Origin of the sequence: Nonomuraea sp. B1E8 (assembly GCF_039871515.1) — a bacterium.
Classification (GTDB): domain Bacteria; phylum Actinomycetota; class Actinomycetes; order Streptosporangiales; family Streptosporangiaceae; genus Nonomuraea.
In genome coordinates this window covers 364897-380858 of the sequence record NZ_JBDPLS010000008.1, presented here as the reverse complement: position 1 = coordinate 380858, position 15962 = coordinate 364897, and the positions used below count along the sequence as shown (strand labels likewise).

General features: G+C 70.5%; 14 protein-coding genes. 3 read left to right on the top strand and 11 right to left on the bottom strand.

Annotated features, from left to right (window positions below; translation table 11 throughout):
* Nucleotides 1-81 precede the first annotated feature (81 nt).
* A complete protein-coding gene (hisS, locus tag ABGA98_RS27165) occupies nucleotides 82-1341 on the bottom strand; it encodes a histidine--tRNA ligase (RefSeq protein WP_347621230.1) in 1260 nt (419 codons plus the stop codon).
* On the bottom strand, nucleotides 1341-2021 hold the full coding sequence (locus ABGA98_RS27160; RefSeq protein ID WP_347621229.1) for an MBL fold metallo-hydrolase: 681 nt from the start codon (nucleotides 2019-2021) through the stop codon (nucleotides 1341-1343). The genes hisS and ABGA98_RS27160 overlap by 1 nt, the downstream gene beginning before the upstream one ends.
* Nucleotides 2022-2159: 138 nt before the next feature.
* Between ABGA98_RS27160 and ABGA98_RS27155 the strand changes: the two genes are divergently transcribed.
* The 3 genes from ABGA98_RS27155 (at nucleotide 2160) to ABGA98_RS27145 (ending at nucleotide 5480) form a co-directional block, all read left to right on the top strand.
* Nucleotides 2160-3029: a peptidylprolyl isomerase gene (locus ABGA98_RS27155; protein ID WP_347621228.1), complete on the top strand. Its 870-nt coding sequence runs from the start codon at nucleotides 2160-2162 to the stop codon at nucleotides 3027-3029.
* Nucleotides 3030-3091: 62 nt separating this feature from the next.
* Nucleotides 3092-4321, top strand: a complete 1230-nt coding sequence (locus tag ABGA98_RS27150; RefSeq protein ID WP_347621227.1) for a DUF349 domain-containing protein — start codon at nucleotides 3092-3094, stop codon at nucleotides 4319-4321.
* A 70-nt stretch (nucleotides 4322-4391) separates the two neighbouring features.
* Nucleotides 4392-5480, top strand: a complete 1089-nt coding sequence (locus tag ABGA98_RS27145; protein WP_347621226.1) for a cupin domain-containing protein — start codon at nucleotides 4392-4394, stop codon at nucleotides 5478-5480.
* A 36-nt stretch (nucleotides 5481-5516) separates the two neighbouring features.
* Here the strand turns inward: ABGA98_RS27145 and ABGA98_RS27140 are convergent, their stop codons facing one another.
* The 9 genes from ABGA98_RS27140 to ABGA98_RS27100 all read right to left on the bottom strand — a co-directional run bounded on the left by ABGA98_RS27140 (nucleotide 5517) and on the right by ABGA98_RS27100 (nucleotide 15954).
* On the bottom strand, nucleotides 5517-7709 hold the full coding sequence (locus ABGA98_RS27140; protein WP_347621225.1) for a bifunctional (p)ppGpp synthetase/guanosine-3',5'-bis(diphosphate) 3'-pyrophosphohydrolase: 2193 nt from the start codon (nucleotides 7707-7709) through the stop codon (nucleotides 5517-5519).
* A gap of 187 nt (nucleotides 7710-7896) precedes the next feature.
* The gene (locus ABGA98_RS27135; RefSeq protein ID WP_347621224.1) at nucleotides 7897-8415 is read right to left on the bottom strand and encodes an adenine phosphoribosyltransferase; all 519 of its coding nucleotides are present in this window, start codon (nucleotides 8413-8415) and stop codon (nucleotides 7897-7899) included.
* 293 nt (nucleotides 8416-8708) lie between these two features.
* Nucleotides 8709-9704, bottom strand: a complete 996-nt coding sequence (secF, locus tag ABGA98_RS27130) for a protein translocase subunit SecF (protein WP_347621223.1) — start codon at nucleotides 9702-9704, stop codon at nucleotides 8709-8711.
* Nucleotide 9705: 1 nt separating this feature from the next.
* A complete protein-coding gene (secD, locus tag ABGA98_RS27125; protein ID WP_347621222.1) occupies nucleotides 9706-11508 on the bottom strand; it encodes a protein translocase subunit SecD in 1803 nt (600 codons plus the stop codon).
* A gap of 91 nt (nucleotides 11509-11599) precedes the next feature.
* Nucleotides 11600-11986 (bottom strand): preprotein translocase subunit YajC, encoded by a 387-nt coding sequence (yajC, locus tag ABGA98_RS27120; protein ID WP_347621221.1) that lies wholly within the window; start codon nucleotides 11984-11986, stop codon nucleotides 11600-11602.
* 211 nt (nucleotides 11987-12197) lie between these two features.
* Entirely contained in the window at nucleotides 12198-13229 is a 1032-nt protein-coding gene (gene ruvB / locus ABGA98_RS27115; RefSeq protein WP_347621220.1) for a Holliday junction branch migration DNA helicase RuvB, read from the bottom strand.
* A 150-nt stretch (nucleotides 13230-13379) separates the two neighbouring features.
* Nucleotides 13380-14000, bottom strand: a complete 621-nt coding sequence (gene ruvA, locus ABGA98_RS27110) for a Holliday junction branch migration protein RuvA (RefSeq protein ID WP_347621219.1) — start codon at nucleotides 13998-14000, stop codon at nucleotides 13380-13382.
* Nucleotides 14001-14198: 198 nt separating this feature from the next.
* The gene (gene ruvC / locus ABGA98_RS27105; RefSeq protein ID WP_347621302.1) at nucleotides 14199-14726 is read right to left on the bottom strand and encodes a crossover junction endodeoxyribonuclease RuvC; all 528 of its coding nucleotides are present in this window, start codon (nucleotides 14724-14726) and stop codon (nucleotides 14199-14201) included.
* An 85-nt stretch (nucleotides 14727-14811) separates the two neighbouring features.
* Nucleotides 14812-15954, bottom strand: a complete 1143-nt coding sequence (locus ABGA98_RS27100; RefSeq protein WP_347621218.1) for a GNAT family N-acetyltransferase — start codon at nucleotides 15952-15954, stop codon at nucleotides 14812-14814.
* Nucleotides 15955-15962 lie beyond the last annotated feature (8 nt).

Below are 15962 nucleotides of genomic sequence, written 5' to 3'. Positions count from 1 at the left end.
CCGGCACGTGCCGGCCGGCGGATCACGCGCCTTCCCTTCGCACGGGCAGGAGAGACGACGAAGCGACGGCGACCCGGCCGGTCACTGCACCTTCCCCTTCAGAACGTCGACGACCTGGGCCAGCGGCACCTCGGTCTGCTCGGCGCTGGTCAGGTTTTTCACCTGAACGACCTCGGCCGCGAGGTCACGCTCGCCCAGGATCAGCGCGAACGCGGCACCCGAGCGGTCGGCGCCCTTCATCGCGCCCTTGAGCCCCTTGCCGCCGAAGGCCATGTCGGCGCTGACGCCCGCCGCGCGCAGCTCGCTGACGATCAGGAACATCCGGCGGCGGGCCTCTTCGCCCAGCGGGACACCGTACACCTGGACGCGCGACTGCGCGTGGTCGTCCAGCAGCCCTTCGGCCTCCATGGCCAGGAACGTGCGGTCGACCCCGAGCGCCCACCCGACGCCGGGCAGCGGCGGGCCGTCGAGCATCTCGCTCAGCCCGTCGTAACGCCCGCCGCCCCCGACGGCCGACTGGGAGCCGAGCCCGCCGTGGACGAACTCGAACGTGGTGCGCGTGTAGTAGTCGAGCCCCCGCACCAGCCGCGGGTCGTCGTCGAACGCGACTCCGGACGCGGCCAGCAGGGAACGGACCTCCTCGTGGTAGGCCTTGCAGGCCGCGCACAGGTGGTCGACCACCAAGGGCGCGCCGGTGAGCTGGGCCTGGACCTCGGGGCGCTTGTCGTCGAGCACCCGCAGCGGGTTGATCTCGATGCGGGCCCTGGTGTCGGCGTCGAGGTCGAGGCCGCGCAGGAACTCCTGCAGCGCCGCCCGGTAGGCGGGCCTGCAGGCCTTGTCGCCGAGCGAGTTGAGCAGCAGCGTGACGTTCTTGAGGCCGAGCGAGGCGAACCCGCGGGCGCCGAGCAGGATGAGCTCGGCGTCGAGCGCCGGGTCCTCCGACCCGAGGGCCTCGGCGCCCACCTGCCAGAAGTGGCGGTAGCGGCCCTTCTGGGCCCGCTCGTAGCGGAACTGGCTGCCGGAGTACCACAACTTCACGGGGAGCTGGCCGGCGTGCAGGTGGTGCTGCAGCACCGCGCGCACGACGGAGGCCGTGCCCTCGGGGCGCAGCGTCAGGGAACGGCCCGCCTTGTCGGGGAAGGTGTACATCTCCTTGGAGACGATGTCGGTCGACTCGCCTACGCCCCTGGCGAACAGCTGGGTGTCCTCGAACACAGGCGTCTCGATGTAGCCGTAGCCCGCTCCGCGCAGCGGCGCGGCGAGGGCCTCGCGTACGGCCAGAACCCGCTCGGAGCGGGGAGGCAGCCAGTCGAAGGTGCCTTTCGGTGCTTGGAAGCTCATTAGATCCCTCGTGTGGGACCGGCGTGCGGCGCCGCCTCTTTCAGGTATGGGTTGACGGCGCGCTCGCGGCCCATCGTTGTCTGTGGTCCGTGGCCCGGCAGGACGACCGTATCGTCCGGCAGCGGCAGACACTTGGTGGCAAGGCTGCGCAGAATCGTGGCGTAGTCGCCGCCGGGAAGGTCAGATCGGCCGATGGAGCCGGCGAACAGCAGGTCGCCCGAGAACATGACCTCGTCGCCGGGCGACCGGAAGCTCACCGACCCCCTGGTATGGCCCGGGGTGTGGTCGACCACGAGCTCGAGGCCGGCGAGCCGGAGCACGGCGCCGTCGGACAGCTCGCGCACGTCGTCGGGCTCGCTCAGCGTCAGGCCCCCGAACAGCTGGGCGCTCGTGTCGGACCAGCCGGCGGCGGGGTCGCTGAGCAGGTGGCGGTCGTCGGGGTGGATCCACGCGGGGACGTCACGCGCGCCGCAGACCGGGGCCACCGACCAGACGTGGTCGAGGTGGCCGTGGGTGAGCAGGACCGCGACCGGCTTGAGCCGGTGCTCGCGCAGCAGCTCGTCGACGCCCTCGGTCGCGTCCTGGCCGGGATCGACGATCACGCACTCCTCGCCGGCGGCGGGCGCGACGACGTAACAATTGGTCTGGAAGGCCCCTGCGGGGAAGCCGGCGATGAGCATCTGCCTCAGGTGATCTCGTCGAAAAGCCAATGGGAATGTAACCGAAGGGTACCGGTGCGGGTCGCCGGGCTGCGAATCATTACCCATTGGCCGATACGATTCGCCCACCTCAGTTGATTCACTATGGGAGGCAAAGCGGTGGCCACGGGGAAGGACCGGCAGAAGCAGCTGGCGCGTGAGCACTACGAGCGGCAGATGCAGCGCCGTCTCGAGCGCGAGCAGAAGGCCAGGCGCACGGCGATCATCGGCTCCACCGTGGGCGTGGTGATCGTGGTCGGCGGCATCGTGGCCGCGATCGCGTTCATGGGCGGCGGTGACACGCCGACGGACGCGGCCGCGTCCCCCACGGCGGCGCCCCAGGACACCGCCTCGGCGGCGGAGTCCACGGGGCCCAAGCCCTACGACGCGGCGGCGGGCACGTGCGACTACGCCGCCGACAAGACCGGCGGTCAGGTCAAGGACGTCGGCATGCCGCCGAAGAAGGTGAAGACCAAGCCGGCGACGAAGACGATGACGTTCGAGACCAACCGCGGCGCCATCGTGATCGAGCTCGACAACGCCAAGGCGCCGTGCACGACCAACTCGCTCGAGCACCTGGCCAAGAAGAACTACTACGACGGCAGCAAGTGCCACCGGCTGGGCAGCGACCAGTTCCCGATGCTGCAGTGCGGCGACCCGTTCGCCAAGGCCGACGGCAAGAGCCAGGACGGCTCGGGCGGCCCCGGCTACGTCATGGCCGAGGAGAACCTGGAGGGCGCCACGTACAAGCGGGGTGTGATGGCGATGGCCAAGACCCAGGCGCCCGGCACCACGGGCAGCCAGTTCTTCCTGGTTTTCGGAGACATCAACCTCCCCCCGCAATACACGCCGGTGGGTACGATCACCAAGGGGCTGGACATCCTGGACAAGGTGAACAAAGCAGGCGTCGTCGCAGACGCGGGAGACGGGACCGGAGCGCCGAAGCAAAGCGTCGAAATCAAAGACGTGACATTCGCCGGCAAGAGCTGACGTAATACAAACTAGGGACGAAGTAGTCCCGAAGGGTCTGATGGATAGTGCGGGAGGACACGGTGAGCACCGACCCGTGGGGCCGGGTAGACGACGACGGCACCGTCTACGTGCGTACGGCTGAGGGAGAGCGAGCCGTCGGGTCCTGGCAGGCCGGTGAACCCGAAGAGGCACTGGCCTACTTCCATCGCAAGTACGACGAGCTGGCCGGTCAGGTCCAGCTGCTCGAACAGCGCGTCAGGAGCACCGACCTGGCTCCGGCACAGGCCGAGGCGAGCATCGTCAAGCTGCGCGAGGCCGTCGCCGACGCCCACGCGATCGGCGACCTCGCCGCGCTGACGGCCAGGCTCGACGGCCTGACGGAGCTGGTCGCCCAGCGCCGCGAGGAGGTCAAGGCCGCTCGCGAGCAGGCGCGGGCCGAGGCCAGGGCGGTCAAGGAACGCATCGTCGCCGAGGCCGAGCGCATCGCCGACGAGACCACCCACTGGAAGTCCGGCGGTGAGCGGCTGCGCCAGCTCATCGAGGAGTGGAAGGCCGCCGACCGCATCGACCGGGTCACCGAGGCCGCGCTGTGGAAGCGGCTGTCGGCCGCCCGCACGGCGTTCGCCAAGCGCCGCAAGCAGTACTTCGCGGGGCTCGACGAGCAGCGCGAGGAGGTGCGCGCGGCCAAGGAGCGCATCGTCGCCGAGGCCGAGGCGCTGTCCGACTCGACCGACTGGGGCGGCACCGCGGCGATCTACCGCGACCTGATGCAACAGTGGAAGAGCGCCGGCCGGGCCTCGCGCGAGGCCGAGGACGAGCTCTGGGCCCGCTTCAAGGGCGCCCAGGACCAGTTCTTCCAGGCCCGTTCCGCCGTGTTCGCCGAGCGTGACGCCTCGCTCGCGGCCAACGCCGGGGTCAAGGAGCAGCTGCTCACCGAGGCGGAGAAGATCCTCCCCGTCACCGACGCACGCACGGCCAGGGCGGCGCTGCGGCACATCCTGGAGCGCTGGGAGGCCGCCGGCCCCGTGCCGCGCGACCAGCGCGACCGGCTCGAAGGCGGGCTGCGCAAGGTCGACGACGCGGTGCGCAAGGCCGAGGACGCCGAGTGGAAGCGTTCCAACCCCGAGGCGAGGGCCCGCGCCCAGAGCACGGTCGACCAGCTGCGCACCTCCATCGACCAGCTGGAGAAGCGGCTGTCCAAGGCGCAGGCCGCCGGGCGCGCCAAGGACGTCAAGGAGGCCGAGGAGGCGCTGACCGCCCGCCGGTCGTGGCTGGAGGAGGCCGAGCGCACGCTGGCCGAGTTCAGCTGAGCTGAGCCCCCGCCGAGCAGGACGCCGAATCGGGCGGCGCGCGTCGGCACCTGGGATCTAGGCTGACGGCATGGATCCCGTCACCGACGCGCGCGCCCTGGTCGAGGAGATGTTCCCGGGGGCGCTGTACGCCTTCGTGGGCGGCAGCGTGCTCACCGAGCGCCGCACCAGCACCTCCGATCTCGACGTCGTGGTGGTGCTCGACGGCCTGGCCGCCCCCTACCGCGAGTCGCTGCGCTGGCGCGGGTGGCCGGTGGAGTTGTTCGTGCACAGCGAGACCAGCCTGCACGCCTACTTCGACAAGGACTTCGGCAGGCGCAGGCCGAGCCTGGCGCGCATGTGCGCGGAGGGCGCGGTGCTGGCCGACAGGACGGGCGGGCGGGCCAGCGACCTGCAGAGCGTGCTCGGCGAGCGCCTGGCCGCAGGGCCCGGCGGGCTGACGCCCGACCAGGCCGAGCGGGCCCGCTACGTGCTGTCCGATCTGCTCGACGACCTGGCGGGGGTCACCGACGCCGGCGAGCAGGCGTTCATCCGCTGGGAGGTGGTCCAGGAGGCCGCCAGGACCGCGCTGGGCGTGGGGCGCAGGTGGCAGGGAAGCGGCAAGTGGCTGCTGCGCGAGCTGCGCGCGCACGACCCCGAGCTGGCCGGCGAGCTGCTCTCCGCGCACGACGACCCCGTGCGCCTGGCCGCCGTGGCCTCAGGTGTGCTGGAGCGGGCCGGAGGGCGGCTCTGGGAGGGCTACCGGGCCGAGGGCGACCCGTTCCACCAGCCGCTGCGTCACGTGCCCGCCGGCGGGCTCTCGGGCGATACGGCGCAGAGCTCCGGCATGCGCCGGCTGGCCGCCATCAGCGGCGCCACGGCCGGCTCCACGCGGTTGTGGATGGGCCAGACGCACGTCGCGCCCGCCACCCGCTCGTCCGACCACCACCACGGGGCGTCCGAGACGGCCATCTACGTGGTCAGCGGCACGCCGGCGTTCGTCTTCCTGGAGGACGCCGAGGAGGTGCGCATCGAGGCGGGCCCGGGCGACTACATCTACGTTCCGCCGTACGTGCCCCACCGGGAGGAGAATCCGGACCCGTCGCAGGAGGCGGTGGTGGTGATCGCCCGCAGCACCCAGGAGGCGATCGTGGTCGACCTGCCCGGCCTGGCGGGCTGACCGCCCCGTCCGACCGCCCCGTCCGACCGCGCCGGCTCAGCCGCCCGCGCCGCTCACCCGGTAGACGTCGAAGACGCCCTGGATGCCGCGTACGGCCTTCAGCACGTGCCCCAGGTGCTTGGGATCGCCCATCTCGAACGTGAACTTGCTGACCGCCACCCGGTCGCGCGAGGTCGTCACCGAGGCGCTGAGGATGTTGACGTGCTGGTCGGAGAGCGTACGTGTGACGTCGGACAGCAGTCGCGGCCGGTCGAGCGCCTCGACCTGGATGGCCACCAGGAAGACGCTGTCGTCGCTCGGCGACCAGCTGACCTCCACCAGCCGGTCGGGCTGCGCCTTGAGCTGCTGCACGTTGGTGCAGTCGCCGCGGTGCACCGACACCCCGTGGCCGCGGGTGACGAAGCCGACGATCTCGTCGCCGGGCACCGGGGTGCAGCACTTCGACAGGCGTACCCACACGTCGGCGTCGCCCGCGACGACCACGCCCGCGCCGCCACCGCCCCGGGGACGGCCGCGCAGCCGCGTCGGCAGCGAGGTCTCGGCGATGTCCTCCTCGGCGCTGTCGACGCCGCCGATCGAGGCCACGAGCTTCTGCACGACGTTCTGGGCCGCGACGTGCCCCTCGCCCACGGCCGCGTAGAGGGCGGACACGTCGGGATAGCGCAGGTCGCGGGCCAGCGCCAGCAGCGCCTCGCCGGACATCAGCCGCTGCAGCGGCAGGCCCTGCTTGCGCATGGCCCGCCCGATGGCCTCCTTGCCGGCCTCGATCGCTGTCTCGCGGCGCTCCTTGGAGAACCACTGCCTGATCTTGTTGCGGGCCCGGCCGGACTTGACGAACTTCAGCCAGTCGCGCGAGGGGCCGGCGTCGGGCGACTTGGAGGTGAAGATCTCCACCGTGTCGCCGTTGCCGAGCCGCGACTCCAGCGGCACCAGCCGCCCGTTGACCCGCGCGCCGATGCAGCGATGGCCCACCTCGGTGTGCACGGCGTAGGCGAAGTCGACCGGCGTGGCCCCCTCGGGCAGCGCGATGACCTGCCCTTTCGGGGTGAAGACGTAGACCTCCGACACCGACAGGTCGAACCGCAGCGACTCGAGGAACTCGCCCGGGTCGGAGGTCTCCTTCTGCCAGTCGAGAAGCTGGCGCAACCAGGCCATGTCGCTGCCCGGCTTGACCTTGCCGGGAGGGCCGGGGCTGCCGACCTCCTCCTTGTATTTCCAGTGGGCGGCCACGCCGTATTCGGCCCTGTGGTGCATCGCGTGGGTGCGGATCTGCAGCTCCACCGGCTTGCCTTCGGGACCGATCACCGTCGTGTGCAGCGATTGGTACATGTTGAACTTGGGCATCGCGATGTAGTCTTTGAACCGCCCCGGCACCGGGTTCCACCGGGCGTGGATCGTGCCGAGGGCGGCATAGCAGTCGCGCACGCTGTCGACCAGCACGCGGATGCCCACCAGGTCATAGATGTCGTCGAACGCCACGTCGCGGGCGATCATCTTCTGGTAGACCGAGTAATAGTGCTTCGGCCGGCCCTTGACCACGGCGCGGATCTTCGCCTCGCGCAGGTCGCCGGAGACCTTCTCGATGACCTCCTGCAGAAAAAGGTCTCTGCGCGGCGCCCGCTCCGACACCATGCGCGCGATCTCGTCGTAGCGCTTGGGGTAGAGCATGGCGAAGGCCAGGTCTTCGAGCTCCCACTTGATGGTGTTCATGCCCAGGCGGTGGGCCAGCGGGGCGAAGATCTCCAGCGTCTCGCGCGACTTCTGGTGGCGCTTGTGCTCGGGCAGGTAGCGCATGGTGCGCATGTTGTGCAGCCGGTCGGCCAGCTTGATGATCAGCACGCGGATGTCGCGCGACATGGCGACGACCATCTTGCGCACGGTCTCGGCCTGCGCCGCGTCGCCGAACTTGACCTTGTCGAGCTTGGTGACGCCGTCGACCAGGGAGGCGATCGTCTCGCCGAAGTCGCCGCGCAGCTCGTCGAGGCTGTAGGCGGTGTCCTCCACCGTGTCGTGCAGCAGCGCCGCGCACAGGGTCTCGTCGTCGGTGCCGAGCTCGGCCAGGATCGTCGCCACCGCCAGCGGGTGGGTGATGTAGGGGTCGCCCGACTTCCGCTTCTGGTCACGGTGGTGGTAGGCCGCGACGTCGTAAGCACGCTCGATCAGACGCAGGTCGGCCTTGGGGTGGGTGGCGCGGACCGTACGGAACAACGGCTCCAGCACCGGGTTCATGGCCCCACCCCCAAACCGCCTTCGGCGCACCGCCGGCACGCCGGGCGCTTCGGCGTTGCCGGACTCGGTTACGTCGGGCGCGACCACATCACGGGGCACACAGACTCCTCACGCAATGACTCCTCACGTTCGAGTCCAGATCCCCCAAGTGTATCCAGGCAGCCAACTTGAGCAGTCGCGGGGCGGTTCACACGATCACGAGCGAATGCACCGGCACTCCCGTCAGCCGCTCGCGTCCGCGCAGAAACGCCAGCTCCATCAGCACCGCCACACCGGCGACCTCGGCTCCCGTCCGCTTGACCAGCTCCACGGCCGCCGCGGCGGTGCCACCCGTGGCCAGCACGTCGTCGACGATGAGAACCCGCTCGCCGGACGCGAGGGCGTCACGGTGGACCTCGATGCTCGCGGAGCCGTATTCCAGATCGTAGGACTCCTCGAGGGTTTCGGCGGGCAGTTTCCCCTTCTTGCGCACCGGCACGAACCCGGCGCCCGCGCGGTACGCCACCGGAGCGGCGAGGATGAACCCGCGCGCCTCGATCCCCACGATCTTGTCGACCTGGTGCAACCCGGCCAGCTCGTCCACCACGGCGGCCATCGCCACGGGATCGGCCAGGAGCGGGGTGATGTCCTTGAACAGGACGCCCTGCTTCGGGTAGTCGGGAACGTCCCTGATCCGCTCCAGGATCAACGTGTCCAGCTCGCTCATGGTGTTTCCTCGCATTCCTCACCGGCCGACTGCCGCGCTCCATGATGGTGCATAGCGGACCCTGACCGGACCACCTCCACCCACCGGCCTCCCCGTACGCGCCCCTGCGTGCCTCAGAGCGTTCCTGGCGGCATGACGACGGCCGCGGCGCTTCACGGGGCTTCACCCTCGCGCCACGGCCGTACGCTCTCGCCAGGGGCGTTTCCAAGGCCGCGCCGGGTCGTCACGAGGGGCGGGGACACGACCACGCCCCCGCCCGATGCCGGGCGGGGGCGTCGCGGAAGGCGAGTGGGCTATCCCTTGGCCGCCGCGGCCTTCTTGGAGCTCTTCGCTCCCTTGGCGCCGCCCGTGGAGGCCAGCCGCTTGGCGATGGCCTGGTATTTCGGCTCGCGTTCCTTCAGCGTCACCAGCAGCGGCGTGGCCACGCACAACGAGGAGTAGGTGCCGACGACCATGCCGACGAACAGCGACAGCGACAGGTCCTTCAGCGTGCCGGCGCCGAGCACCGTGGTGCCGATGAACAGGATCGCCGCCACCGGCAGGATCGCGACCAGCGAGGTGTTCAGCGATCGGATCAGCGTGTGGTTGAGCGCGTTGTTGGCGGCCATCGAGTAGGTCTGCTTGGACGTGTGGCCAAGCTTGGCCGTGACCTCCTTGATCATGTCGAACACCACGACCGCGTCGTAGAGCGAGTAACCGAGGATGGTCAGGAAGCCCAGCAGCGTCGCCGGCGTGACCTCGAAGCCCGACCAGGCGTAGATGCCGGCCGTGATGACGAGGTCGTGGATGAGCGCGACGATCGCGGCCAGCGCCATCTTCGGCTCGAACGCCATCGACAGGTAGAGGATGATCGCCAGCATGAACACGCCCAGGCCGATCCAGGCCTTCTGGGAGACCTCACCGCCCCAGGACGGGCCGATGGCCTGGATGCTCACCTGGTCGAGCGGGACCCCGAAGTCCTTGGCGATCTCGCTCTGCACCTGGACCCGGGTGTCCTCCGGCAGGCTCTCGGTGGTGGCCCGCCAGCCATTCGTGCCCGCCTGCTGGACGATCACCTGGTGCACGCCCTGGTCGAGCACGGACTCACGCACCTGCTCGACCGTGCCCTGCGAGGACTTGAACGAGAAGATCGTGCCGCCCTTGAACTCCACGCCCAGGTTGAGCCCGTTGAACAGCAAGCCGGCCAGCGAGACGGCGAGCAGCAGGCCGGACAGGCTGTACCACAGCCGCCATTTGCCGACGAAGTCGACGTCGATCTCGCCGCGGTAGAGGCGACGCCCCAGTCCCATCTCAGGCCTCCTGCGGAGTGGTCGTGCGGCCGGTCGAGCCGACCTCGCTCATGCGCTCGGCGTCAAGGCCGGACAGCGGGTGTCCCTTGGCGAAGAACTTCACCCTCGCCAGCAGAGCGATGAACGGCTTGGTGAACAGGAACACCACCACGACGTCGATCAGCGTGGTCAGGCCCATCGCGAACGCGAATCCGGCGACACCGCCCACCGCCAGGAAATACAGCACGATGGCGGCGATGAACATGACGGCGTCGGCGATCAGGATCGTGCGCCTGGCACGGACCCAGGCCACCTCTACGGCCGAGCGGAGCGTGCGCCGCCCTTCCTTCATCTCGTCACGGATGCGTTCGAAGTACACGATGAAGGAGTCGGCGGTGATGCCGATCGAGACCACCAGGCCGATGATGTGCGGCAGGGAGAGGCGGAAGCCGGCGTTGTGCCCGAGCACCACCACGGACGTGTACGTGATGATCGTGGCCACCACGAGGCTCAGCACCGCCACGATGCCCAGGCCGCGGTAGTAGAGCAGGCAGTAGACGACCACCAGGGCCAGGCCGATCAGGCCGGCGATCAGGCCGCCCTCGAGCTGGTCCTGGCCCAGGGTCGAGGAGACGGTGTCGACGGAGCTGCGGTTGAACTTCAGCGGCAGCGCGCCGTATTTGAGCTGGTCGGCCAGCGTGGTGGCGCTGGCCTGATCGAAGCCGCCGGTGATCTCCGCCCGGCCGCCCGGGATCGGGCTGATGATGTTGGGGGCGGTGATGACGACGCCGTCGAGCACGACGGCGACCTTGTTGCGCGGTTCCTGGGAGTTGTAGGCGGCGGTGGTGAGCTTGCTCCACTCACCGGCGCCCTTGCTCTTGAAGTCGAGTTGGACGACCCACTCGGTGGTGCCCTGGCGGACGCCCGCGGAGGCGGTGTCGATGTCGGTGCCGACGACCTTGGCGACGTCGAGGACGTACTTGAAGCTGCCGTCGCTCTCGCAGCCGGCGTACTGCTTGTTGGGGTCGTCCTGGACGCCCTGCCCGCGGTTGGCGGGGTCGGCGCAGTTGAGCTTCTTGAACTGGGCCAGCACCGCGGGGTCGATGCCCTCGGTGTTGATGCCCGTGGCGTTGGGGTCATCCGCCGGGGGTTGGCTGGGGTCGCCGCTCGGCGCGGGCGTGGATTTCCCGTCGTTGGTGCCCCGCTTGTCCTGGCCCTTGGGGCTCTGCGTGGCGGAGGGCTCGGCCGGCGTGCTGGGCGTCGGCGCGGTCAGCGCCGACGACAGCGCCTTGCCCGTGGGGGACGTGCTCGGCTGCGGCGCTCCGGCCGACTGAGACGCCGGCGGCCTGACCGGCTCCGAGGCCTTATTGGCCGGGTCGGAGGCCTCGGGCTCGTCCGGCTTCTTCGCGGGGTCCGAGGGCTCGGCGGACTTGCCGCCCGAGGGCGAGGCGCTCGGCGTCGGCGCGTTGGTCGCCAGGTCTGCCGGGGCCTGCGTGGCTTCCATGGCGAGCACCTGGCGGAAGCGCAGCTCCGCGGTGGTCGCGACCAGCTTGATGGCCTCGTTCTGCCCGACACCCGGAATGGAGATGATGATGTTGTCGCCGGACTTGGCGACCTCCGCGTCCGAGATGCCGGTGCCGTTGACCCGGTCGCGGATGATGTTGACCGCCCGGTCAAGGATCTCCTCTGGAGGAGCCGCGTTGTTCTGGGTCACGGGCGACAGAGTCACCGTCGTGCCGCCGGCGAGGTCGAGCCCCAGCTTGGGCGTGTACGCCTGCTGCAGGAACATCGTCCCGCCCAGGGCGAGGAAGAGCGCCAGAAGCACCAGGAGCGTACGCCCCGGTCGGCTGTGGCGGCTGGTCGGTCGGGCCACTGGTCGTCAGTTCTTTCAGATAGAGGTTTGTCGCAGAGCTTAGTCAGGACTGCTTGGTGCTGGAGTCCTGGTCTCCGTTGCGATCCACGGCGGCCTCGGACTCGTTCTTGCCCTCCTCGTCGGACGCGGTGCCGTCAGCGGTCCCGTCACCTGCGGGAGCGTCTCCGGGCGTGACGACGCGGCCGATGGCGGCCTTCACCCAGCGGGTCTCGACTCCGGGGGCGACCTCGAGGACGACGTCCTCATTGTCCACCGCGACGACGGTGCCGAACAGGCCCGTCGTGGTCATGACGCGCGCACCCGGGGTGAGAGAGTTCTGCATCCGGATCGCCTCTTGCTGGCGCTTGCGCTGAGGGCGGATCAGCAGGAAGTAAAACACCACCACCAAGAGAATCAGCGGCAGGATGCTTCCGAGTTGTCCCATGTCCATAAGGGGCGACCTTCCATTGTCGTACAAGGAGTTGACACCGGCCTCGCGCCGGAAATTCCGTGCGTCGCGTCGGACCGCGCCACTCGGGCCGTCAGCCTACACAGCCAGCCAAGCCACGGAGTGTAGGCGCTTGTCGCGAAACGCGGCAACGAAGCAGCGTTTCGGCGCGCGGGGAAGTTCCCATATTGAAACGGTTGCAACCGTTCTGTGATCAGTCGAAAAGCTGGGCTCCGAATGCGTCCGGTGGTGGAGTCATGCCGAGATGGGTCCAGGCGGCCGCGGTCGCCACCCGGCCGCGCGGCGTCCTGGCCAGCAGACCTTGGCGTACGAGGAACGGCTCGGCCACCACTTCGACCGTCTCCGGCTCCTCGCCCACGGCGACCGCGAGGGTCGACAACCCCACGGGACCGCCGCCGAACTTCTTCAGCAGCGCGCCCAGCACCGCTCTGTCGAGCCGGTCGAGCCCTTCTGCGTCAACTTCATAAAGGTTGAGCGCCGCCGCCGCGACAGCGCGGTCGATCACCCCGTCGGCGCGCACGTCGGCGAAGTCGCGCACCCGCCGCAGCAGCCGGTTGGCGATGCGGGGCGTGCCCCTCGACCGCCTGGCGATCTCGTGGGCGCCGTCGTCGGGCAGGCCGACGCCGAGCAGCCTCGCCGACCGGTGGAGCACCTGCTCCAGCTCGCCGGCCTCGTAGAAGTCCATGTGGGCGGTGAACCCGAACCTGTCGCGCAGCGGCGCGGGCAGCAGCCCGGCCCTGGTCGTGGCGCCGACCAGGGTGAAGGGCGCGATGTCGAGCGGGATGGCGGTGGCCCCCGGGCCCTTGCCGACGACGATGTCGACCCGGAAGTCCTCCATCGCGAGGTAGAGCATCTCCTCGGCGGGCCTGGCCATCCGGTGGATCTCGTCGATGAACAGCACTTCGCCCTCGGCCAGCGTCGACAGGATCGCCGCGAGGTCGCCCGCGCGTTCGAGGGCCGGGCCCGAGGTGATCCGGAGCGGCGCGTTCAGCTCAGCCGCGATGATCATCGCCAGGGTCGTCTTGCCGAGCCCAGGAGACCCGCTCATCAGCACGTGGTCGGGTGGCCGCTGCCGCCGCAGAGCGCTTTCGAGCACGAGGGAGAGCTGCTCGCGCACCCGGCCCTGGCCGATGAACTCGCCGAGCCGCTTGGGCCTGAGCGCCGCCTCGATCTGCAGTTCCTCGCCCTCGGCGTCGGGTGAGACGAGCTCCCGATCAGAGCTCACCGTGGCACCTCCTCCCGCCGACGACGACCCTACGCACCACACCCAGCCCGCAGGACCCGGCATGGCACCGCCCGTCGCGACCCGGCCGGGCCAACCTATCGAACGTCAGGACCGCGCCGGACGCTCCGCGCACGGCTCCGCCGTCATGGCTCATCGCACGCTCAGCGATCGCAGCGCGGCCTTCAGCAGCGTGGCCACCCGCGGCTGGCGCCCGGCGGCGAGGTCGGCGTCGGCCTCAGGCTCCACGGCGGCGATCGCCTCGTCGGCGTCCTTGCTGGAGTAGCCGAGCCCCACCAGCCCCGAGTGCACCTGCTCGCGCCAGGCCGCGGCCTTCCGCTCGCCGTTGAGCGCGGCGTCGACCGCCGTCTCCGGCGTGCCGAGCCGGTCCTTCAGCTCCAGCACGATGCGCTGCGCCCCCTTCTGCCCGATGCCCGGCACCTGGGTGAGCGCCTTCAGGTCGGCGCCGGCCACGGCCACCCGCAGCGCGTTGGGCGTGTGCACGGCCAGCATCGCCAGCGCCAGCTTGGGCCCGACGCCGCTGGCCGTCTGCAGCAACTCGAACACCGCCCGCTCGTCGTCGGTGGCGAAGCCGAAGAGGGTGAGGGACTCCTCGCGCACGACGAGCGACGTGGCCAGGCGCGCCTCCTCGCCGATGCGCAGCGTGGCGAGCGTCCCGGGGGTGCAGTGGGTGAGAATCCCGACGCCGCCGACCTCGATCACGGCTCCGTCGGGCGCGATCGCCGTCACCTTCCCCGCCACCGACGCGATCACAACCCGCCTCCTGTCTTCGATCCGATCACAACCCCGCCCTCCGCCTCAGGACCCGGCCTGCCGAAGGCCGGCCCCGCACGTGGCGCCAACGCCCCCATGAACCGCCCCGGAAGCGGCCGGCGTCACCGCGCCAGGACCGCCTGGCCTTCCGGGGGGAAACGGCCGGCCGTCCGGCGAGCGGGATGCTCCACTGCGCCGTCACGGCCCCGAGCCCTTCCTGGCCTTGGCGAGGGCCGCGGCGAGGCGGTGCTCGGCGCCGCCTCGCCAGACATGGCAGATGGCCAGGGCGAGCGCGTCGGCGGCGTCGGCGGGTCTGGGCATCTCGGCGAGCCGCAGCAGCCGCGTGACCATGGCGCCGATCTGCTTCTTGTCGGCCGTGCCGCTGCCGGTGATGGCGGCCTTCACCTCGGACGGCGTGTGCAGCGCCACGGGCAGCCCGCGCCGGGCCGCGCACAACACCGCGATCCCCGCGGCCTGCGCCGTGCCCATGACGGTGCGTACGTTGTGCTGGCTGAAGACCCGCTCGACCGCGACCGCGTCGGGACGCATGTCGTCGAGCCACTTCTCGATGCCGGCCTCGATGCCCACGAGCCGGGCCCCGAGCTCCTCGTCGGCGCCGGTGCGCACCACCCCGACGGCCACGAGCGTCAGCGGCGCGCCCGGACGCCCTTCCACGGCGCCCAGACCGCACCGGGTCAGCCCCGGATCGACGCCCATCACCCGCACCGGCATGCCCTCCCGTGTACGCCGAACATCTGTTCGGCACGAGACTCTACTCCGCCCACGGTGGCCGCGCACCGGGAAACGCCCGTCAGAAGTCCTCGAGCATGTACGGCCTGGCGGCGAAGGCGGCGTCGAGTGTCTCGTCGTATCGGTCATCTCCGGACATGAGCCCGCTGAGGCGGAGGGTGGCCGCCGGGATCCCGGCGTACAGGGCGGAGAGGCCGTTCACGCTGAGCCGCACCCCGGGCTGCTCGGCCGGGGTGACCGCGACAGAGCCTCCGGCGAACTCCAGCCGCCACGTGCCGCCCCCTCCGAGAGGGTCGTCCACGGTGACGACGGCGTCGCCGGCAAGGCGCGCCGGGTAGCCCCTGCGCTCGGCCGCCGCGGCGACGTCGAGCACCCTGAACATCCACCGCCGCTGCGTGACCTGCTCGATCGTCCGCTCGCGCAGCAGCCACAACACCGGGTCGTCGGGAGCCACGTGCGCGACGACCTCGTGCGCGATCGAGGACGCGCTGCCCACCAGGGACCACAGTGCCCTGAGCGTCTCCCCTGATCCGGCGACGAGGCTGTCGACCAGCATGTCCTCGCCGTGCCACCGGTAGATCACGAAACCGTCGTCGGCGACATAGAGGAAGTCGTCCTCGCTCTCGAGCCACAGGCTCCAGGTCTGCTCGTCCCAGGAGATGGGCCCGCTGGCGCGGGCCGCGCCGTGGACGCGGTGCAGGATGGAGACGACCTCTCCGGCGTCGCCCGGGCCCATCCTGCGCAACTTGACCTGGCCGGACGGCCGGATCTGGCGCAGCAGCTCGGCGGGGAGCCGAACGCTGTGCTGGGCTCCGGCGTGCTCATAGCCGAGCGAGCGGTAGATGCCGGTGGTGGCCGGATAGAGCACGGAGACCGCGTCGCCGAGCGCCCTGCCGCGTTCGACGACGGCCCGGATGATCGTGCTGCCGCAGCCGCGGCCGCGGTCCTCCGGCGCCACGGTGACCCCGGCGATCCCGGCCATCGGCTGCGGCCTGCCGTGCCACCACTGCGTGAACTGACGCAGCCGCGCCGCGGCGGCCAGCCTGGTGCCGTCGAAGCCTCCCAGATAGCGGCCCTCACCGAGGGCTGGGAGCACCGCCCGGCGCCATCTGTCCCTGTCGGAGGCGGACAGCGGGCCGAAGGCGCGTCTGCGAAGGTCAAGGACGTCGTCGAGGTCATCAGGGGCGAGGTCGCGTATTTCCACAGTCAGCC